This window comes from Paenibacillus spongiae (assembly GCF_024734895.1).
In the GTDB taxonomy this organism is placed as follows: Bacteria; Bacillota; Bacilli; order Paenibacillales; family Paenibacillaceae; genus Paenibacillus_Z; species Paenibacillus_Z spongiae.
The window spans coordinates 3,514,029-3,535,027 of the sequence record NZ_CP091430.1 but is presented as its reverse complement, the minus strand read 5'-3'; the positions used below and the strand labels follow the sequence as shown (position 1 = coordinate 3,535,027).

The window sequence follows — 20,999 nt, the reverse complement described above, 5'->3', positions numbered from 1 at the left end:
ATGTCGGACAATATAACGAAGGGCTTTCAGCAAGAGGAACATGGATCGATCCTTTGGTTGACGGGCTGGAGCATGCCTCCTTCGGTTTTTGATGCGTTGTGCGCGCTGCTGCCCGAATTTCATCATCATTATGCCGATTACGGCTGTGTTGATTCTCCTGAAGAAATGATGGCGCTGGCGGAGAAGACAGCCCTTTCTCTGGCAAGCTCGTCCCCTTCTCCACTGCTGGTCGCAGGCTGGTCGCTAGGCGGTTTGCTGGCGCTCAAGCTTGCAGCCAAAGGGTTGGCGGACGGCCTCATACTGCTTGGAGCAACGGCGAAATTCACCCGACCCAGGGAGCAGATGAATGTCGGCTGGGCGGATGGCCATGTCAGACAAATGCTCAAAGGGCTTATGAGGGATCGCCATGAAGTAGAAACATCATTCAGAGCGTTATTGTTCAGCAAGAAGGAAAAAGAATCCGGCATCAGCGTTAAACTGCCTCCAATCGGTTATTGGACCACTTCGTCACTTTGCGCAGGACTCGAGCTTTTGCGTGCAGAAGAGTGTCTGTCTCTACTGCCCGAAATCGATTGTCCGGTTCTTCTTCTTCATGGGATGGATGATGAGATTTGCCCGATTGCCGCTGCTGAAGAGTTGTATCAAGGCTTACCTCGAGCAGAGTTGATTACGATTAGCGATTGCGGACATGTCCCGTTCATTGGAAGGGAACAACACATCGTGGAGGCATTGAGGAGGTGGCGGACATGAGCTGGACATCGGGTGACATTCAGCGTCAATTTAATCTTGCAACGGGGTCATACGACAAGCATGCTCATGTACAGCGAATGATGGCAGAGCGGCTTATGCGTTCTCTTGCTGAATGGATTTACGATCATCGAGCGAGCGAGCTTCGTATTCTTGAGATTGGCTGCGGGACAGGAGCCTTAACGGAAATGATGCTAAACGAATGGCCCGTGTCATCGATCACTGCGATCGATATTTCGACTGCGATGGTCAAAACCGCGGAACAACGTGTTCTGTCAAGAACAATGGGCTTATCGAACAATACTGTCCGTCAACCGGATCGTTTATGCTTTATTGCTGCGGATATCGAATCGTGGGCAGCCGATGCCCCGGCGGCCTCGTTCGACCTTATCGTCTCAAGCGCCTGCTTTCAATGGTTGAAAACTCCGGGGCAAACGCTGGTACACTTGAATCAGCTGCTTCGCGCTGATGGCAAGCTGGCTTTTACGACATTCGGCCCGGATACATTTTGCGAGCTGCATCAAGCGTTTCATGAGGTTTATATCGCTCAAGGTATGGAGCCGCAGCGGCATGGAATGTCGTTTCAATCGGCAGATGAGTGGCTGAGCATGCTGCACGAAGCAAGGTTCGGTGCAATCCGTCATGAACGCTCCATTCATAACGAAACCTACGTATCGCCAAGGCAGTTTCTTCATTCGGTCAAAGCGGTAGGAGCCAGCACTTCTGAAGCGACCGTCTCGAACGGCCTCGGTTTACGACGTCTCTTCGCCGATATGTATCGCGTCTACGAACAGAAATTCAGCGTAACTCGAGGCATCACTGCCACCTATGACATTTTACTCATTCAGGCTTTGCGTTAAGTCGAACTGGAACTGGAACCGTGCAAGCTTTACAATCGCGGTTCCGTTCCGTCATAACCGGTTCGATAATATATTTCCAGCCTTAAGCATTCGTGAAGGGAAACTGAATGTTTGCTTAGTGAATGGGCATCCGAACCGATTAGAAATCGTTGCTCTCCAGAAATTGAAGAATCGTATCATTGACTAAGACCGGATTTTCCCTCAGCATGTGCGGTCGATGGCTCCCGTTAGGCACGACCAAGTATTTCGATCCGTGGACAAGGGAAGTGAGCTGCTTGACTCTTTCTTCCCCGGCAAAGGGGTCATGTTCGCCCGTGATAAACAGCGATGGGCATGAAATGCTGCTGAGCTGCTCCTTCGTAAGCTGCGGATATAGACGCCAATCTTGCGCGGATTGTCTCATGTGCTCCTGCCAATTGCCATTGTGTGCCTCCATATGCCGTTCAAGCATGGAATTGATCGTATTCTGCATGCCTTTCGCAATAATCCATTCCGGTTCGAACTCTTCGACGCCGGTCGGATCACAGAAGCCGCCGGTACCTATAGTAGTCAGCGTAGCAACTCTTTCAGGATGATTGACTGCGGCGTATAGGCCAACATTCGCTCCCAGGCTGTAACCGATTAGATGTGCTCTCCGGATATCCATCCGATCCATGAATGCGATTAGATCATCTGCAATTTGCGGTGTCGACCATTCCAGACTTTCGCATCTCGTCCTTCCATGCCCTCTGAAATCAGGCAAATAGCAATTGTATTGCCTCTGAAAATCCAGCATCTGGCATGCAAAAGCGATTATTCCGCGAGAATAGCCGCTATGCAGAAAGATCACAATGTCCCCTGTGCCCATTCTTTCGTAGAACATCTCCAAGTCCTTCACCTGTATATATGGCACTGTACGTTTCCTCCCGCGATTTCATCCAACATTGTATAAATCGCTTGCTTTTCTGCTCTTCATCTATCCCTAAAACCAATTCGCACAATATAACCCAATTCCTTCTATATCCTAACAGAACGCTTGCACAAAAAAATGAAGCAGCTACCGCGGCGCACTGCTCCATTATCATTATCCATTATTTGAAATATCGGCAATGAGCAACCCCGATTGGCCTAGAGGAAACCGCTCCGTAACCGTACCGTCCGGTTTGATGATCCAGGCTCCGCCAAAACAGCCGTCGGAGTACCCCCCTATATCAGAGGAGAGATAATTGGTCATGAAGGCGGTACTGCCTACCAGCTTGATCCGATCGGCATAGTCATCCATTTCTTCTCTGTTCCATTTCTCCTGATCCCATGAACGATCCTCGAACGAGCGAGCGAACGGGAATAATAAATAATCGGCACGGTTCTGACTAGCCCGCTCTACAATATCGTCATCCCACAGATCGCCGCAGATTAAGAACATAAACGATCCGAACGGAGTGTCCAGTACAGGAATATCTTCGCCCTGACCATATACGTCCGGATCCGCTTGCGGAGTATGCCAATTCGGGTGAACCCGACGGTACTTAAGCCCGATCTCGCCTTGGGGGTTGATAAATATAGCCGTATCGTATAATTTCGTTCCTTCTATCTCAATAAGTCCGATCGCGATCCATATCGAACGGTCTTCCGCCAGCTTTGCGAATTGATCTGTAATCTCTCCTGGAACAGGCAGTCCTAACGGCCAATCGTGCTCGGGATCGTCATTATTGATTAACCCCGATGTCGCCGTTTCAGGGAAAACGACAACATCCGCACCGGCATCCGCAGCTTGATGGATCAAAGCTTCGATTCGATTGATATTGTCATTCCTATCGGAATCGACATGATTCACGGCAAGAGCCACACGCATATTGTATAACCTCCCTCCTAAATCAATTGTATGATACCGATGGGATTCCGTCCTGGTTATTAACCGTTTTATTCAAATTATCTATATGCAGCTTAATCTTAAGCAGGGCTCTCAGGAACCTATACAGGCAAAAAAGCCGACATCCTTTGCTTGCGAAGGACATCGGCTTATATTAGAAGAACTTTTTCTTCCAGAAAATAACCGCTGTAATGCTCGATAGAATAATGGAAATAACAATCGCGACAAAGAATGCATGAGGATATTCTTGAAAAGGGATCGGAACGTTCATACCATAGAAGCTTGCGACCATCGTCGGCAGCGATAAAATGATGGTGATGGATGTTAAAAACTTCATCACAATATTCAAATTGTTGGATATCACCGATGCAAAGGCATCCATCATCCCGCTTAGAATCGTCGTATGCGTTTCGGCCATTTCAATGGCTTGCTGATTCTCCACGATGACATCTTCCAACAATTCCTGGTCATCCTCATACATTTTCAAATGTTTGCTTTTCAGCATTTTTTGCATCACAATGTTATTGGATTTGAGGGAGGTGGTGAAATAAACCAAACTCTTCTCCATATTTAATAAGGAGAACAGCTCTTTGTTCTTCATCGACTGATGCAATTCTTTCTCTATTTCATCTGTCTTCTTAATGATCTGCTTCAGATATTTGAGATATGTCGTAGCGATTAAATAGAGGATTTGAAAGGAGAACCTCGTTTTTTTATACGTGAAGAACTGTTTCACTTTATTCTGCGAGAAAATATCAAAGATCGGATTGTCTTTCAGACAAACGGTAATAAAGCAATCGCTCGTTACGATCATTCCTAACGGAATCGTATCATAAATCGGTATCCCTTTCTCGTCTTTCGAAACTAAGGGGATATTGACGATGATTTGAACGTTGTTACCGTCATATTCAATTCTTGACCGTTCTTCTTCATCCAAGGGGTCTTTAAGAAAATCAAGCGGAAGTTGAACGTGCTTGGCAATGTGATGGATTTCTTGTTCGGTCGGCTTCACCAGATTAATCCAGCACCCTCCGGTAATCGCATCGATTTCATTCAGGGTTCCTTGCTCGCCAGTCCGATAAAATTTCATCATTGGTATAACCTCCTCATTGGATTGAGGAAGTCAATAATGCCCCTGCCATACAAAAGAGTTGATATTCTTGCCGGCAATCAATCTTCTGAGGAATGGTTGGTTAATGACTTCCTCATAATGCGGGACGGGCTCGGGTTCATTGCTACATCGACTACCCATTGAAGAACTCAACTCCTTTTTCATAATAATGGAGAAGCATCTTCATTATCATACTCTGAAAAAATGAAAATGCCATCCGCAAGTGAACCCATCCTGCCTTAATCGATATAACATCAAAAGAGGCCGGTATCCCGGTATCGGGTATCGTCCACTTTTGGTTACTTGAGTTGCGAAAATCCATAAATAGAAAAAGGACATCGCCTTTGGATAGAGAAATTGTGTTCACCACAACTCACAATTTCCAATAATAGGCGATGTCCTTCTCTTATGGTATTCCTCTACCTGTCTACGTCGAGTTCATTTAAGCCTTGAAACTGGAATTTTCTAAACCACAGTCATCTGTTTACCTGCGTTCACGGTATCATTCTTTGTGCCGGACGTAAAAAACCTCCCTTCTGTCCCGTATACGTTATGTCGCGGTCTCGGCCGTCCCTGATGTCACGGTACCATCCGGCGTCAGGATCCGATACGGGTACGGACGTCTCGCCGTTACTTTAAATTGATTGCGGCCCAAATCGTAAGAGACGCGTGCAATGTGGTCGATATGGTCCAAATGAATAACGAACTGCTTCGTATACAAATATCCGCCGATGACGAAGGAACCGCATGATGGAATATCTATTGATTTGGCGTGTGACTGAAAGAGATCCTCTTTCTCCTGCCCCAACCTCCGCAGTTCCTCTTCGGTCAAACGGTCGGTATGCTCTTCTCCGCCTACACCAATAAGCTCACGATACCGGATAAGCGGGCTCTTGCCCGACTTCTCAGCCGCACGCATGTAGCTGCGGCTTTGGCCGACCGGCACCCGCGAGTCGAAGGTTCCGTGCGCGAGCAGCAGCGGAGTGAGCTGGTTTTCCGCCAAGCAAGCGCCGCTCCTTGCCTCGAAGGGTTCCGGTTCGTCCCAAGGGGCACAGCCGATCCATGCGTCCATATCATCACGGAACTCGCCGATCCGATCGGTCGCATACCATTCCGCATAATCGGAAATGCCATACAGCGCCACGGCAGCCGCGAACAAATCAGGAAACTTGTTGATTGCAGCCAGCACGTTACCGCCGCCTCCGCTGCCGCCTGCAACAAAGACGACAGCGGGATCGACGAGCCATTCCGAGTAGTGCCGCTGCACGAGCTTGACAGCATCGTATATATCGACAAGCTCATACCCGTTGCAGTCGGGCGAGCCTTCGGAATACGCTCTTCCCCGCATATCCACTTGGACGACAAGATAATCGTTCTCCGGCAGCGGAGAATCCCGTTTCTGCGGCTCCGGCATACTCATGTGCCATCCATGCAGCCGAACCAGAAGGAACGATGGCTTTTCAGGTTTTATAACGTTCATTGCCAGCAGCGTGCCTGGAGTAACGGATGATTCATAGTACAGGAAGTCCTGGTAGGATGAACTCCATTCGAGCCGTATGCCGGCCGTTTCCTTGCGAACGTCATTCCCGTAAGTCATAGTTACTCACCTTCCTGCGTCATTAATCGGCGCGATCCATCAACTGACGGATGCGCCCAAACCGAACCAGCCTCCGACCGCGTTCGTGATTTCCCAGTTCCCGTCCGTTCTTCCAAGCAAGGAAATCGTATCTCCCGGATTTGCGGAGCTGACAGCCCCACTGCTTCCGGCTGGCGTCAGAATCGACGCGCCCGCCTGCGGCGCAATCGTCAGGGCGTAAGCGGCATCCACGAAAAACGTAAATGCATAACCCGCCTTCGCCGCCAGAAGGTAAAGTGTGATATCGCCAGACGCGTTGGTGTTTGTTATTTTACAGCCGATCTCATTCAATCCGACCGGTCCTGAAAAAACAATCGGGGTTACCGGCTGCTTCAGGTTGGCGATCACTACCTCTTCGGCTGCCGGGTCGATATAATACAGATTCTGAGTTCCTCCTTTGGCACTGCAGTTGACATACTTAACGCCGCGGATAAGCTCGTTTGCGTTCTTCTTGGTTGTGAATCCGCGCAGGATAAGCGGCGGGTTTCGTTCATCTATCGATTCGCAGTCGTAATATTCCACATTCCCGATCACAGCCCGCGCCTGCTGCGGCACCGTTGTCACGATGAAGGAGGAACCGAAACCGTAAGGATCATCCGGCTGGTTCACCGTATTGCAGTTCACGGCCCTGCACCGGATAAACGTGGTCTTCACGCTGTCCTGGGAGTTGGATAAAACCGAGTAACCCGCATACTGTTCATTTTCGGCCACGCAATCGATCACCCTGATTTCTCCTTTAACAGCTTTAGCTCCGTCTCCTCCGCTGTTGTACGATGAGCCGAACGAATTTCCTTTCGTACGGCAATTCTCAAACGTGATGTCGACGCGCTCGCTTACAGCACTCAGTCTTTGCAGGGAGATGAGAAACCCGCGTCCGACGTTCCCCTCTGCGGAACAGCCTACAAACCGAATCCGTTTCAGCAGGTCCAGCACACTGTTCGGCTCGATATCGACGCCGCTTTTCGGTGAGGTCCCATACGAGAAATTGAAACTGCAATTCTCGGCCAGAAATCCGTCAACGCTTATGACGGACAACCCCTGCCTGCGGTTGTTGTTAGCCGTGCAATTCCGCAGCACAATGTTTTTGCAGTAGAGCTGCGTCGCTTGGTAAGCGCCTACATAAAATCCGTCGCCGCCGCTGTCATTGGCGTTCACTCGTTCGATGACAACATTCTCCGAACCGCTGATATCGAAAATATGAGCTTGCTCGCCGGTTGTGTAAACGGCTTTGTTCATCTGCAGCGTCGCTCCATTTCCAATGATGTGGACATTGCGGACATTCAAGATACGGATCAGCCGTTCAAACGGGGATTGACGGCTTAATGTATCGATCGCCTGAACGACCGTTCCGGGCGCGAATTCAATCACAGTATCGCTTGGAACATATAATTGTCCGGTGAGATAGTAGCCGTTCCGATGTTTCGGAATAATTAGCTTCCTGCCTGCCGCCGCATTTATCGCGCTTTGCAGCGACTGCGTATCGACCGTTACCCCGTCTCCCTTCGTTCCGAACCACGAAGCGAGCAGTGTATCACCAAATACGCGCTTAAACCTGCGTCCGGTGGTGGAGACAAGAACCGTTCCGTTATTGTCAGCGGTTGTCGTATCGGCCGCATCGTACAGGAAAAACCCTTCCCTGCCCGCATCCGTCACATAAAAAGCATACCTCGGATCAGGGGCGCTGGTTATCCTCAATTGATCAACTGTCGTCGTAATGCATAGTCCCAGATTCTTCAAAGACGAATCGGCTCCGCCATACACCGTACCGGTTGCCGTCGCATCTTGGCCGTAAGTCACCCCAAGTTTCCGCCCAAACAGCAAACCTTCCGATGCCAGTACAACTCCGGCCGCGCCGAGTGAGGCCAACAATTTTCTTCTGCTCATCAACATACCCGGCTTTGGCTGAGTGCCGCTTGATTCTTTCTGCTCCGGATAGTCCGCTCCATTCGTTTCTTTATCCGCCATTTCAATCCCTCCGCATCAAGGTTAATTCCTTCGTTAACCTCCTGTCCGATCTGCGATGGATATCTCAGATGTACCGGCATTCCGATAGAAAAAATACGGCAGTTATGAACCCGGCTGCCGTCCGCGGCACGATTCCAAGTCTGATGCTGCGGACACAGACGGCCTAGATGGCCTTCGAGTTAAAACAAGGAGCGGGCTTCCAGGTATGCGAGCTGAAGAGTTACATCAATTGCTCAACTGCTCGCATATGGTACGGACATAATCTTCAAATACGACTGTCTGACCCGTCATCCGGGAATGCTCGGCGGCAAATGCCAGCATATGGCTCTGGGCGGACACTCTGCCGTGCGAGCTTTCTTGAAGCACCTCCCTGTCCCGGAGCAGTTGAATGATATCGCGGACCATGCCATAATCGCCTCCGCTGTGCCCCCCCTCGAGCCTGGGCGGTACAATCCGTTCCCGCTGTCCTGAAAACAGCAGAAGGTCGATCTCATTCTTCTCCAGATGTCCACGGATCTCTCCTTCGGAACCCATAATTTTAAACGTTCTGGAGCTTTCTTGCGTAAAGGCGGTCATCGTGAAAGCGGCCGTCACCCCCTTTTGGAACTGCATCGTTACGACTTGGTGGTCGACAACGTCGTTATCGCAGCGAAACACGCATCTGCCGTACGGGCCTTCCTTGATTGCCTTCCATCGTTGTTCGAGTTTCGACTCCGGACTGACCGCGTTATGGGGCCATTCATCCTTCTCGTTGAAGTACCATTTAATCGCGGAATAAGGACATTCCATCTCAACGGCACAGCCGTCCGTGCACCGTTCCGCCGAGCCCTCCGGAGCATGCTCCTTATTGAAATAGGACAGTCCGCCAAATGAAGAAATCCAGCGGCAATCGTCGCCCGTCAACCATTGAATCAAATCAAGATCGTGACAGCATTTGGCGAGCAGCATCGGGCTGGATTGTTGTGTATTGCGCCAATTTCCCCGAACATAGCTATGCGCTTGATGCCAGTACCCGACATTTTCGTTCCACTGAATCGATACAACGGAGCCGATCCGATTGTCCGAGAGCAGCTTTTTAACCGTCTGAAAAAATGGCGTGTATCGCAGCACATGGCAGACCAGCAGCGCTTTTCCCTGGCGCTCTGCCTCTTCGGCAAGCTTTAACGTTTCATCGGGTCTGGGGGACATCGGCTTCTCCAGCATGACATGATAGCCTTGGCGCAATGCTTTCATGGCCGGCTCGTAATGATCGTTGTCCTGTGTGCAAATAAGGGCAAAGTCGGCAAGCCGCGGACTGTCAAGCAGCGCTTCCCAAGAATCGTATTGCCCGTTTCCGGCGATTCCATGCTGCTTCGCGAACCGCAGTCTTCTGTGCTTATCGGGTTCGGCGACGGCGATAAATTGGAGCTCATGCGGATGCTTCAATGCATAGGGGGCGTAGGCCCGCGTCCCTCTTGAGCCAGCACCGATCAATACGGCTCGGATCATCTTCATTCACCCTTTCATCCCGGTCGAGGCGATGCCCTGCACAAAATGCTTTTGCGCGAACAGGAACACAATAAGCACCGGCAGCACGGTAATGACCGCCCCGGCCATAATAAGCGTCATCCGGTTCTCCACTTCGTTCTTCAGAAACAACAGGCCAAGCGGCAGTGTGTACATTTTTTTGTCCTGCAGGTAAATGAGCGGCTCGAGCGTATTGTTCCAGGCGCTGATGAACGTGAACACCGCGAGTGCCGACAATGCCGGTTTGGATAGAGGCACATAGATCATATAAAAAATTTTCCATGGATTTGCTCCATCCACATAGGCGGCGTCGAACAATTCCCGCGGCAGCGTCTTGAAAAACTGATGCAGCAGAAAAATGCCGAACGCCCCTCCCAGAAAGCTGCGTAATATGAGCGGGTAAAATGTATTCAGTGCCCCGAACGATTTCCAAATAAAATAGGTGGGGATCATCGTAATTTGCGACGGCAGCATCATCGTGCCGAGCATCGCCAGAAAGATGAGGTTTCGCCCGCGAAACTGGAAAAAAGCGAGTCCGTAAGCAACTATTGCGCAGGACGCAACCATGCCGATCAGTTCAAGAACGGTTACAAAGACGCTGTTCATCGTATAGCGCACAAAATTGACCTCGAGCCATACGGTCTTGTAGTTGCTCCACATGACCGGGTCCGGAAGGAGCTTCGGAGGCAGCGTCAGTTCGTTTCCCGCCTTCATGAGCGAAGTGGAAATCATCCAGAAGAAAGGAATGAGCATGATCGCCGCCCCTGCGCCCAGGACGAGATAGACGATCCACTGGAGCGCTGCAGATGGTCTATTCATAGTGAACCCACCTCTTCTCCAGCTTCTTCTGCATCAGTGTGGCAGCCAGGATGATCAAGAATAGTCCCCAAGCCATCGCCGAGGCGCCGCCCATTTTAAAGTTCATGAAGGCATCCCGGTAAATAAGAATGTTCGGCACCATGTTGCGGTCTGCAACCGCCGTAATGTCTCCTAACATGACGAGAAAGACGTCGAACGCATGGAAGGCCGAGATCGTCGATAAAATCATGACCATGTACACCATGGGAGATACGATCGGAAGGGTAATCTTGGCGAACAGCGTCCATCCGGAAGCTCCGTCCATGCGCGCCGCTTCCACCATTTCATTCGAAATGTTCTGCATGCCGGCCAGTATGAGCACCATCGAGTAACCGGCGCCTTTCCATATGTTCACCACGGCAATGGAGCCGATGACAATCCACCAATGACCGCTCCGCACCCAATCGACCGGCGATAGCCGCAACCTTTCGAGAAGCCAGTTCAAAATGCCGTAATCGTTATGGTAAATCCACAGCCAGATCATGCCTCCGGCTACCCACGGCGTAATGACGGGAAGAAAATAGACCATGCGGAACAGAGCTTTGCCGGCAATTTGCCGGTTTAACAAATAGGCGAGAATGAGCGCGAAGGCTGTCTGAAGAGGAATAAATAGAACGGAGAAATAAAGGATATTGCGAAGGGACAGCCAGAACGTTTCCCGGCTTAGGAACTGTATCCAATTTTTCAGTCCGACCCATTGAGGCGGATTGAACAAATCCCATTTTGTGAAGGTCAGATAGAGGGAGAATAGAAACGGGAATATGAAAAAGACAACCAATTGCAGCAGAAAAGGAAAGGTGAAGATGAAGCCCCAATAGCCTTGTTTACGCATCGTACACCTCATTTATAACGGTAATCGGCATACGCTTATTGGTTCTCGTCGAGAATGGCTTGAACCTTCTGTTGAATCTCCTTCGCGCCTTCCTCCGGGGATCTCTTCCCGTCCATGATGTCATCGAGAATCGGGTTCGCCGCCGCTCTCCACTCATTCCAGGTCGGATTTTCATCCAGCGTGCCGCCGGCTTCCTTAATGCCTTCCGTATATGCCTTTTTGTTGCCGGGCTTAAATGTCATCTTCTCAACCGCTTCCAGGGCGGTCTTCTTTACCGGAAGACTGGCGCCGCTTTCCGACAGAAAGGTTTGCGCCTCGTCGCTCAAATAATAGTTGAGAAACGTCCATGCTGCTTCTTTCGCTTCCGGCTTCGCTTTTGAATAGATCATCCATTCGTTCACGACCATGGGCACAAACCTGCTGCCGTTAAAGCCGACCGGCATTTTCACCGTATCCCAATCCATGTCAGGGTTGTTTTTGTTGATGGGGACCTGACTCGAATACTGCAGAAATACCATAGCAGCCTTGCCGTTCTCAAAAAACTTGCCGGTCTTCGCCAATTCCCGGCTCGGACTGATCTTCAGCTTGTTGATCGTATCCGCCCAGTAGGTTAACCCTTCAATCGATTTCGGATCCGTAAATGCGGCTTTCGTCAATGAGGCGTCCAGTGCGGAGCCGCCGGCCGCTTTCATCCATGGAAGCCAGCCCAGCGTGATGTTGTTGCCCGTCTGAAAGCCGTAAATGTCGGGTTTGCCATCGCCATCCGTATCCTTCGTCAGCTTCTTCGCCGTATCGATCATATCCTGATACGTCCAGTCGTCGGTCGGAAACGGGATTTTGTTTTCTTGAAAAATCGTTTTGTTGTAGGCCAGAGCGCCTGCGTTAATTCCGTGGGGGATGCCGTACACTTTGCCGTCGGCCGTTCGGGCCGAGAACAGCGCTTCCGCGTAGTCCTCCGTCTTTAGATCCCGTTTGATATAGGGCTCTAGATTCTCCGCCACCCCCCGCGCGCCGTAGCCGAGAATGACGGCATTTTCCTGGAACCAAATATCCGGAGGGTTGTTGCCGGCGATCCGGGTAATAATTTTCGTGGTGAAATCAGCCCAGGGCGCTTCTTCGATTTCCAGCTTAATATTCGGATATTTGGCTTGGAACCCGTCGATGATTTTCTTGCTAGTTATGTCGTAGCCCCCGGGCAAACCGATCTTCAATTCGACCTCCTTGGGTGGTGGGTTATCCGTATTCGGCGCGTTTCCGCCAGATGGTTTGTTTTCTGTCTGATTCGTAGAGCAAGCCGCCACCGAAAGCGCAATCAAGATGGATGTGAATGCAATCTTTAATGCTTTCATGGAAAACCCTCCTCAATATCATGACAAGTTCGCTGAAACCAACCGCTCGCCGCGTCCATTTTTCAAAACAACGGTCATGTCCGTTTCTGTGCGCATCACCTCCTTCAAGATATTTCTGTTGTCATCTTCCCGTCTGGCAATGAGAATGCTAGGCCTGCACATGTCCCAGCTTTAGCGAAATAAGACCTGCCGAACGCTTCATCTCTTCCGCAATTTCCTGAAGGCGCTCCACCGGAAAACGATGCAGTGCTCCGGATAAGCTGATCGCACCGACCGCCTTGCCGAACATATCGAAGATCGGAACAGCGATGCATCGCGCCCCTTCCACGACCTCCTGATCGTCTACCGCATAGCCCGCTTGCCGAATGGTTTTAAGCTGCTCGAGCAACTTGCCCTTATCGACGATCGTATAGTCGGTTATTTTCTGAAGCGGCAATTCGCTGACAAGCCGGTTTCGTTCCGGCTCTTCCATGAAAGCGGTTATCGCTTTGCCCATGGCAGTTGCATGCAGAGGCGCCTTCGATCCGACCCGGTCCGTCATCCGAAGCGCAAATGTCCCTTCGATTATTTCGAGATATAAGACCTCTCCGTTGGACAATACCCCGAGGTTTACGGTATCGCCATACCTTTCCATCAGACGGTTCATCTCGGGAATAGCCGAGACGCGCAGATTGTTTTTCTCCAGCAGATTCCGGGTGATGATCAAATTCTTGTAGCCGAGACAATACTTCCCGTCGCTATCGCTTCGCTCCACATACCCCCTTTTCTCCAGGGTGAGGATGATGCGGTACAGCGATGACTTCGGTTGTTTGAGCAGATCCACCAGTTCGATCAGGCTGGCAGATTCCCGTTCGGACAGCAGCTCAATCAATTCAAGCGCTTTCTCGATCGAATAAATCGTGTACCTGTCTTGCTTCTCCAGCTCTTCTTTCATTGCGACGTCTCCTGTTCCCATGATAATTATAAATGGTTAAACCATCTCAGGATGTTTCACTAATTGAAACCTTAGTTTTAATGTATTCTAAAACTAGTTTGCTATTTCTAAAAATTTGTTTTCGAACGAATATTTTAACCTATAATCCGAGAAGTCCCCCCACCTCTAAACTTCCTAACTCACGTAGTGAGCGTGTAGGTGGGGGATGAATCGGTGTTTTTTAGTATTTTGTTTGTCGTAATATACGAACATACATTCCTTATTTGTGGTATAATCGACGAATGGGGGTGATCACGTGAATAAGGCTTATCGGTTCAGAATCTATCCCACAACAGAGCAAGAGACGATGATTCGTAAAACATTCGGCTGTGTTCGGTTTCTCTACAATCGGATGCTGGCTGAACGTCAAGTCAAGTACGAATATTATAAAGTGGATAAACAGCAATTGAAGCGGCAGAGGTATCGGACACCAGCAGCGTTCAAGATGGAGTTCGACTGGCTGCGAGAAGTGGACAGCCTCGCCTTGTGCAATGCGGAGCTAAACCTGAAGACCGCCTTCCGGAACTTCTTTCGGGACAAGCACATGGGGTATCCGAAGTTCAAAAGTCGGAAAAACCCGGTTCAGAGCTACACAACCAATAATCAGAAGGGGACGGTTCGAATCGCAGCAGACGGGAAGCATGTCCGTATCCCTAAACTTGGTATGATCCGAATCAAGCTCCACCGGCAAATTCCGGATGGACATGTCATCAAATCGGCAACGATCAGCCGCAATTCAAATGGGAAATACCACATTTCGATCCTGACCGAGTATACGGCAGACGCAGAACATATGATCCCCCGTCGTGAAAAAGTACTGGGTCTGGATTATAGTTCAAAGGCGTTATATATCGACCACACCGGGACATCCGCGAATTCTCCGAGATATTTGCGCCAGATGGAAGTTCGGCTGAAGAGAGCCCAGAGAGTCCTCTCCAGAAGGAAGAAGGGTGGCTCGAACTGGAGGAAACAAAAACTTCGGATAGCCCGTCTCCATGAGAAAGTATCCAATCAGCGGAAAGATTACCTGCACAAAGAGAGTCGGCAGCTGGCTGAAGCTTGGGATGCAGTCGTTGTGGAAGATCTGAACATGAAAGCCATGTCCCAATCCCTATCACTCGGAAAAGCAACGATGGATAACGGAAACGGCATGTTCAGGGCGTTCCTTGGGTATAAACTGGCTGAACGTGGTAAGTCGCTTGTTCGGATCGATAAATGGTATCCTTCGAGCAAGCTTTGCAGAACGTGTGGTACGATCAACACGGAACTGACACTTAAGGATCGAGTTTTGGTCTGTGAGGGTTGTGGCACGCTCCATCCGAGGGATGAAAATGCTGCCGGAAACATACGGGCCGAAGGGATTAGAATGCTAGGCATGACATAGATGAATAGAGAACCGCCGGGCAGGCGGAGATAGCCCAGTAATGATATCTAAGTTATTAGGTATGTCCTGGGAAGCCCCCACTTCAAGTGGTGGGAGCATGTCACTGGCTGTTTTATAACCTGAAAAGATTATTACATGCATACTGTTCTATATTCTTCTGCTGACAAGCCGATGCATCTTCAAAATTATTATCGAGCTGGCCTTCGCAATCGAGCATTTCGTTCATACTTTTTGTTAGCCGTCGACGATAGGAGTAAAAGGTTAGAAAATGAGAATCTTCGTCGAACCCTTAAATAGACGAAGGACATCGCCTTTGGATAGAGAAATTGTTGTTCACCACGAACCACAATTTCCAACAATAGGAGATGTCCCTCTCTGATGGTACTCCTCTACCTGTCCTCTTATTTCACACGGAAGGTGCGGCTGCCTTGCTTGCGGACGAGAATAAGGGCCATGAGCATGTAAGCAAGCGTTGCCGTGATAACGATTGATGAGAAGATGTGCGCCTGGACCTGAACGAAAATACAAATTCCGCTTAAACCAGATATAAGCATGGTCACTACATAGTATAACGGGTTCTTCACATTCAGTTCCGTAGCGTAAGGCTGGAAGATATAATACATAAACAGATGATGAATCGAAAAGAAAACGGATAGCGCAATTATAGTCACCCACAGGAGGAGAACCTCCCTGCCAAGCACGTCTCCGCCTGCAGCTACCGTAATAAGCATTACCGCAGCTCCAAGCGCGGCAGCTATCAATAGATTAAGGCTCATGATCCGGATCAGCCGGATACGAAAATGCTCATAGGCTGCCCTTCTATAATAGCTGTAACGAAGAAGGCTAAGATCGCAGTTGAAGAACATCGCCTTGCATATTCTCTCACCGACCGCCATGAAATACATGGCTATAAACATATAAGGAAATACGGCTCCCAGGTTGGATCGCAGGTAATGCGCAGCTGGATCGGACATTAACGCGATGACAGCTCCCGCCGCTCCCAATGCGCCAATAATCGCCAGTCTCTTGTTAACCGGCTGACGAATGAGGCTTCGGTGTCTCGCGAAGAAGATGGCGTTCAGATATGCATACCCTTCCTTGGATTTAAGCTTGTCCTGCTGATACCTCTCCAAGGAATAGTCGCTGTCTTTGGACTGGACGCTCGTCTTCTGCGCTTCATTCATCATGCGGCCCAGATCCAGCAGCGGATCGTCTCTCTTGGTTGCGGCATCGACGGCCGATCTGTAGTCCCGGTAACGGGCAAGTTGAACGGACGCGATCACACCTGCAGCCGTGATTACCAAGACAGATGGCCAACTGATTAGCAGCGACCCGGTAACCGGCACCTGCCTTAGAAGCAGCGGCGCATACGCTGCCGCATTGCCAAGACCGATCACCAACCAGACGATGGCGGTTTGCTTGATCAATACCACATTGATCTTATCGAATAGTTTAAGATGCAAATACTCGCATAATACCCGCCACATCGTAACCGTAACTGTCAGCAGGACGGCCTGGATGAGCGAGGCGCCTAGCAGTGAACCGAATAGAATAACGGAAGGCGTCAAATAAATGAAGAACATCACGTAACGGAAGCCGAGCGAAGCCTGCATATATCGCTTTGGAGATAGCCTCATCAGCTTGACGGCTACGTACTTCTCCCGTTTCGGCTCCAGAACGGAAATATTGCCGATACCAGCGATCACAAAGCTCAGCAGGAAGAAAATATGGATGAATAACTGCAGCTGGTCTTCCATAGATAGCGTAGATCCAAATCCTGTCACAGGCAGGTAAATGAGCAGTCCCATATAAGCCAGTCTGGACACAAATCCCCAAATCAGGCGCAGAATCAGGACGATGACGGAAGCGGCCTTCTTAATATTGGTACCGGCATAATAATGGCTGTCCGTTATAAGCTTGCCGATTAGGGGCAGCTTCTGAACATAATACAAGAATACATTGGCGGCGGATGAGATCCGAATGGCGTGCAGCGTACTAAGCGTTCTCAGCATGGCTCTCGTCCTTCAACAATTGAATCACACTCTGTTCGAATTCCGGACTGCGCAGCAGCTCGGACGGAACGGCGGAAAGCTGTCCGTTGTTCAACACGACAAGCTCGTCACATAAATCGGAGGCCAATTGCAGAATATGAGTGGAGAAAATAAGGATATGATCCCTCTTCATCTCGCGCAGCAAGTTTTTCATCTCTAGCGCCACGATAACATCGAAGGAAGTGAGCGGTTCATCGAGCAGAATCACCAGCGGTTTCGTAATGAGGAAGAGCAGCATCTGAAGCTTGTTCTTCATCCCGTGGGAATAACCTTTAATAAGCCGGTGCCGGTCTTCCTCCGTCATCCTCATCATGTCGAAATAATCGTCGATACTTTGATTCATCTGAAGCTGATTGCGGTTGATATCCATGAAAAATTTCACAAATTCATAGCCGGTCAGAAACTCAGGAAGAATCGGCAGCGAATATACATATCCGATATCCTGCTCCCGCAGCTCGCGCACGCTGCCATTCTCCTCCAGCAGCGCGCTTCCGCCATCCATCGCCATCTCGCCGCTCAAGCAGTTGAACAGTGTCGTCTTGCCCGCGCCGTTGCGGCCGAGCAGCCCATAGATCTTTCCTTTCTCAAAGGCAAATCCGGCGCCTTGAAGCACCTTTTTATTGTCGAACTGCTTGACGACATTGTCTAGAATCAGACGCAAAATAGAACTCCTCCGTTCGAATGTATACATACTTCTATAGTATCTACGCGATTCGCCGCGGAAAAGTCGCTTAAGAATAGATAAAAAGGTGCATAAAGATCCTTATTATAAAGGATTCTTATGCACCTTACGTTGTATCTTACACAGCTATGTTCGGTCTTTTCTTCCGCTCGATCAGGACAACCTGCAGGATAATAATTACAACAACGATCAACTGAGGAATGATCGTTTCCCAAGTGGAATAGAATCCGAGCCAGGTTATCGTCGGCATCGAATCCAAGACGTGGGTCGGCAATTGACCGCTAATTTGCAGCGAATGCAAGCTCTGCCCCATGAACTTGAATACGAGATAGTAGATTAAGAGGGTGGCAACGAGCAAGAATGGCCGGATCGGCAGCCGCGCGCTGCTTCGTATAATAACGATCCCCAATACGGCCAGGATGAGAGCGGCCGCTCCGGTTCCGATCAGAAGCTGCGACCATTCGATTGCTGGAGCCATGCCAATGTAGAAAATGGCCGTTTCGGCGCCTTCACGTAATATGGCCAGCCCCGCAATGGCGAATAGGTACCACAATTTCCCGCTCTCCAGTGCAGATCCCGTCTGCTTGCGGATATATTGATTCCATCCTTGAACGTTCGCTTTGCTGTGGAGCCAAATCGCAACGCCAAGCATCATGACGACGGATGCCAGTCCGATATAGCCTTCCAGCATTTCTCTTGTCGTTCCGGCCGAAACCGCAGCGATGACATAAGTGAGCAGAATCGCAAACCCGATGCTGACGACTAATCCGGTTATCGCTCCTCCCCATATCCATTTCTGATTGTCGCCGTTGCCGGAACGCTGCAGGAAAGCAAGGAGTGCCGTCACGACGAGCAGGGTCTCCACACCTTCACGCAGCAATATCGCGGCTGCATCCCAGGCTGAATACGAAGAGGCGGATGTGTAAGGCTCTAAAGTCATTCTAAGAACGTTCATACTTGCAAGCGCCTGCTCCGTCTTTGGCGGGCTGGAGAGCAAATAGCTCGATGCTTTCGTCATTTCGCTCTCGATCTTGTTATAATCGCTTTGCGATCGCGTACTGACGGCACCTTCCGCTGATGGCCATTGCGCGATGAAGGTCTGCATCACCGTTAACGCCCGATCGGATTGACCGGCATCTATTGCCGTTTCCGCCTGATTGATGAGAATCAGCATATCGCCGATCGATACGCTGTCCGTCGCAGCTGATGCCGACTCGGCTTTGCCATCGATGAATTGCTGAATGGCATCCGCAAGCGCCTGAAGGCCGCTTACTGCCGCTTCTTCCCGCGGCGGCTCCGCTTGAAGCGCAATTCGGGCGAAGCTGAGCTTCGTCTCAATGTTTGCATATGCCCGAGAGTCGGACGTGCGCACTTTGCCTTCAATCTTGCCCCATTGGTTCACGAATTGCTTATAACTATCCTGCGCAGCCGGCCAATCGGCCTTCTCCGCCTTGACAATCGTCTGCTTCAGAACGGGAACCAATTTGACGACCGCTTGTTTGGCCGCTTCCGTCGTATTTTCCTTGGGCTTCACTTCGTTCACATAATCGCGAACGGCGGAGGTTAGTCCGGATACCGCCTGGTAAGCCTCCTCGGGCTTTGCATCCGCCGCGCCGATCGCTTTCTTGGCGGTTTCGAGCGCCTCGTTCACTCGATCGGAGGACTTCGTAGAGGAATTCCCGATCTCTTGCCACGCCTTCTCGAATAACTTCACTTCCTCGGCCGCATCACTCCACTGGCCTTTGCCCGCATCGACCAGAGCCCCTCCGACTAGCGGCAGCAAGCGGTCAAGCGACTCCTCCTCTGGAGCTGCAGCCATTACGCCGGATGCAGCTATGAATAGAAGCATCGCTGCCGCAATCGCGAATAATCGGATCGGGAGCTTTTTCATGATAATAGCCCCTCACCGATATATCCGCCCTTCTTCGCGCCTGGAAAACAAGCGAAGACCGCACTTCCCACATGTACGATATATTCGTTCAATTTATCTTGCTTGGCCAACCGTTCCTGGAGCGGCACGAATTGTGTTGCGATATTGCGTTGGTAGCTGACGAAGAACAAACCGGCATCGAATTGTCCGCTCTTGAGATCCATACCGCTCGAGTAGGAATAGGATCTGCGTAGAATCTTCACGGAGCCGTCTCCGTGACTTAGACGGACATGGGACATAGCTGGAATCGCAAGTTTCCCGTTCTCATCCTTCTTATCAAGCGCAAGCGGGTCAAACTCTCCTTGTTCACCGAGAGGCGCGCCGCTCGCACGATGCCGGCCGAAGGTCGTCTCCTGATCCTGCAATGATGAACGATCCCAAACTTCAATGCGCATCCGGATCCGCCTCGTCACCATGTAACTGCCGTTCTCCATCCAGGATGGCCCATCGGATGGCTGAACCCAGACATGACTGTTCATCAGTTCGCGATCATTAACATTCGGATTGCCGGTACCGTCCTTGAAGCCGAGCAGATTTCTAGGCGTCTCGCCTGCCGGGTTAGCCGCACCTGTTCGTTGGAACCCTTCCTGCATCCAGCGGAGCACGGCTTTGCCCCTGGCGATCCGGGTCAAATTGCGAATCGCATGGAAAGCCACTTGCAGGTCGTTCGCGCACACTTGTACGCCGATATCTCCGCCGCACCATTCTTCCAGCAGGCTATCGCCCGGAAATTTGGGCAGCACCTTGAACGATGCCGGCCGTTTGGCTTGCAAACCAAGCCGTTCATCGAAGAATGAAGGTCCGACGCCGAACGTTATCGTCGTCCTTGCCGGGAGAAGCCCTGCCGCCTCTCCCGTATCTTTCGGCGGCAAGAACGCATTGGAGCTTTCCTCTCCGACCGGTTGGCCGGCAGCCATCTGAGCCGCTGCTTCCGTCCATTCCCTGAACAGCTTGCGTACATCTTCGATCCGGTTTACGACCAGATCGAATGAAGCAAAACAGAGAAAATCTTGAGATGGCGTAACAATTCCGGCTTGTACGGTATCGTAGAACGGGATGCTGGCCTGGCTGCCTCCGGCCTTCTTCGTATCGGAGCTGCCGGTCAGTGCGGAGGTGAGCCCGCTGCCCTCCAACACGCTGCCGCCAACTACTGAACCGAGAAGCAAGCTGACGCCGCCAACTCCCGCCATCTTCAGCACTTCGCGTCGGCTAAGCTTCGTCTCCGTCTTCCCCTGCTGTTTATCGTTTTGCGTATCGCTCATATCG

Annotated in this window: 17 protein-coding genes; 3 read left to right on the top strand and 14 right to left on the bottom strand. The window is 50.6% G+C overall.

From position 1 onward, the window contains the following. On the top strand, nt 1-750 hold the full coding sequence (locus L1F29_RS16195) for an alpha/beta hydrolase (protein ID WP_258389329.1): 750 nt from the start codon (nt 1-3) through the stop codon (nt 748-750). After that, complete coding sequence (bioC, locus tag L1F29_RS16190; protein ID WP_258389328.1) at nt 747-1,607, top strand: malonyl-ACP O-methyltransferase BioC; 861 nt, start codon at nt 747-749, stop codon at nt 1,605-1,607. The genes L1F29_RS16195 and bioC overlap by 4 nt, the downstream gene beginning before the upstream one ends. Before the next feature lie 139 nt (nt 1,608-1,746). On the opposite strand, the gene L1F29_RS16185 is transcribed toward bioC, so the two are convergent. From L1F29_RS16185 to L1F29_RS16140, 10 genes are all read right to left on the bottom strand, one after another. Then, nucleotides 1,747-2,499, bottom strand: coding sequence for an alpha/beta fold hydrolase (locus tag L1F29_RS16185; protein WP_258389327.1), 753 nt, complete (start codon nt 2,497-2,499; stop codon nt 1,747-1,749). Nucleotides 2,500-2,670: 171 nt separating this feature from the next. Beyond that, nucleotides 2,671-3,438, bottom strand: a complete 768-nt coding sequence (locus tag L1F29_RS16180) for a carbon-nitrogen hydrolase family protein (RefSeq protein WP_258389326.1) — start codon at nt 3,436-3,438, stop codon at nt 2,671-2,673. Nucleotides 3,439-3,610: 172 nt separating this feature from the next. After that, the gene (locus L1F29_RS16175; protein WP_258389325.1) at nt 3,611-4,549 is read right to left on the bottom strand and encodes a magnesium transporter CorA family protein; all 939 of its coding nucleotides are present in this window, start codon (nt 4,547-4,549) and stop codon (nt 3,611-3,613) included. A gap of 568 nt (nt 4,550-5,117) precedes the next feature. Next, entirely contained in the window at nt 5,118-6,164 is a 1,047-nt protein-coding gene (locus tag L1F29_RS16170; RefSeq protein WP_258389324.1) for an alpha/beta hydrolase family protein, read from the bottom strand. Nucleotides 6,165-6,203: 39 nt separating this feature from the next. Next, on the bottom strand, nt 6,204-8,168 hold the full coding sequence (locus tag L1F29_RS16165) for a putative phage tail protein (RefSeq protein WP_258389323.1): 1,965 nt from the start codon (nt 8,166-8,168) through the stop codon (nt 6,204-6,206). A 225-nt stretch (nt 8,169-8,393) separates the two neighbouring features. After that, on the bottom strand, nt 8,394-9,656 hold the full coding sequence (locus L1F29_RS16160) for a Gfo/Idh/MocA family protein (RefSeq protein ID WP_258389703.1): 1,263 nt from the start codon (nt 9,654-9,656) through the stop codon (nt 8,394-8,396). Nucleotides 9,657-9,662: 6 nt separating this feature from the next. Continuing rightward, nucleotides 9,663-10,493 carry a carbohydrate ABC transporter permease gene (locus L1F29_RS16155; protein ID WP_258389322.1) on the bottom strand — a complete coding sequence of 277 codons (831 nt, stop codon included), beginning with the start codon at nt 10,491-10,493 and terminating at the stop codon, nt 9,663-9,665. Beyond that, complete coding sequence (locus L1F29_RS16150) at nt 10,486-11,364, bottom strand: carbohydrate ABC transporter permease (RefSeq protein WP_258389321.1); 879 nt, start codon at nt 11,362-11,364, stop codon at nt 10,486-10,488. Before L1F29_RS16150 ends, L1F29_RS16155 begins: the two co-directional genes overlap by 8 nt. 35 nt (nt 11,365-11,399) lie before the next feature. Continuing rightward, complete coding sequence (locus tag L1F29_RS16145; RefSeq protein ID WP_258389320.1) at nt 11,400-12,713, bottom strand: ABC transporter substrate-binding protein; 1,314 nt, start codon at nt 12,711-12,713, stop codon at nt 11,400-11,402. 148 nt (nt 12,714-12,861) lie between these two features. Continuing rightward, complete coding sequence (locus L1F29_RS16140) at nt 12,862-13,647, bottom strand: IclR family transcriptional regulator (RefSeq protein ID WP_258389319.1); 786 nt, start codon at nt 13,645-13,647, stop codon at nt 12,862-12,864. A 346-nt stretch (nt 13,648-13,993) separates the two neighbouring features. Between L1F29_RS16140 and L1F29_RS16135 the strand changes: the two genes are divergently transcribed. After that, entirely contained in the window at nt 13,994-15,070 is a 1,077-nt protein-coding gene (locus L1F29_RS16135) for an RNA-guided endonuclease TnpB family protein (protein ID WP_258389702.1), read from the top strand. 401 nt (nt 15,071-15,471) lie between these two features. Here the strand turns inward: L1F29_RS16135 and L1F29_RS16130 are convergent, their stop codons facing one another. The 4 genes from L1F29_RS16130 to efeB all read right to left on the bottom strand — a co-directional run bounded on the left by L1F29_RS16130 (nt 15,472) and on the right by efeB (nt 20,995). After that, nucleotides 15,472-17,082, bottom strand: a complete 1,611-nt coding sequence (locus L1F29_RS16130) for a hypothetical protein (protein ID WP_258389318.1) — start codon at nt 17,080-17,082, stop codon at nt 15,472-15,474. Further along, a complete protein-coding gene (locus tag L1F29_RS16125) occupies nt 17,066-17,782 on the bottom strand; it encodes an ABC transporter ATP-binding protein (RefSeq protein WP_258389317.1) in 717 nt (238 codons plus the stop codon). Before L1F29_RS16125 ends, L1F29_RS16130 begins: the two co-directional genes overlap by 17 nt. A 139-nt stretch (nt 17,783-17,921) precedes the next feature. Then, nucleotides 17,922-19,694: an FTR1 family iron permease gene (locus tag L1F29_RS16120; RefSeq protein WP_258389316.1), complete on the bottom strand. Its 1,773-nt coding sequence runs from the start codon at nt 19,692-19,694 to the stop codon at nt 17,922-17,924. Beyond that, nucleotides 19,691-20,995, bottom strand: a complete 1,305-nt coding sequence (gene efeB / locus L1F29_RS16115) for an iron uptake transporter deferrochelatase/peroxidase subunit (protein ID WP_258389315.1) — start codon at nt 20,993-20,995, stop codon at nt 19,691-19,693. Before efeB ends, L1F29_RS16120 begins: the two co-directional genes overlap by 4 nt. Nucleotides 20,996-20,999 lie beyond the last annotated feature (4 nt).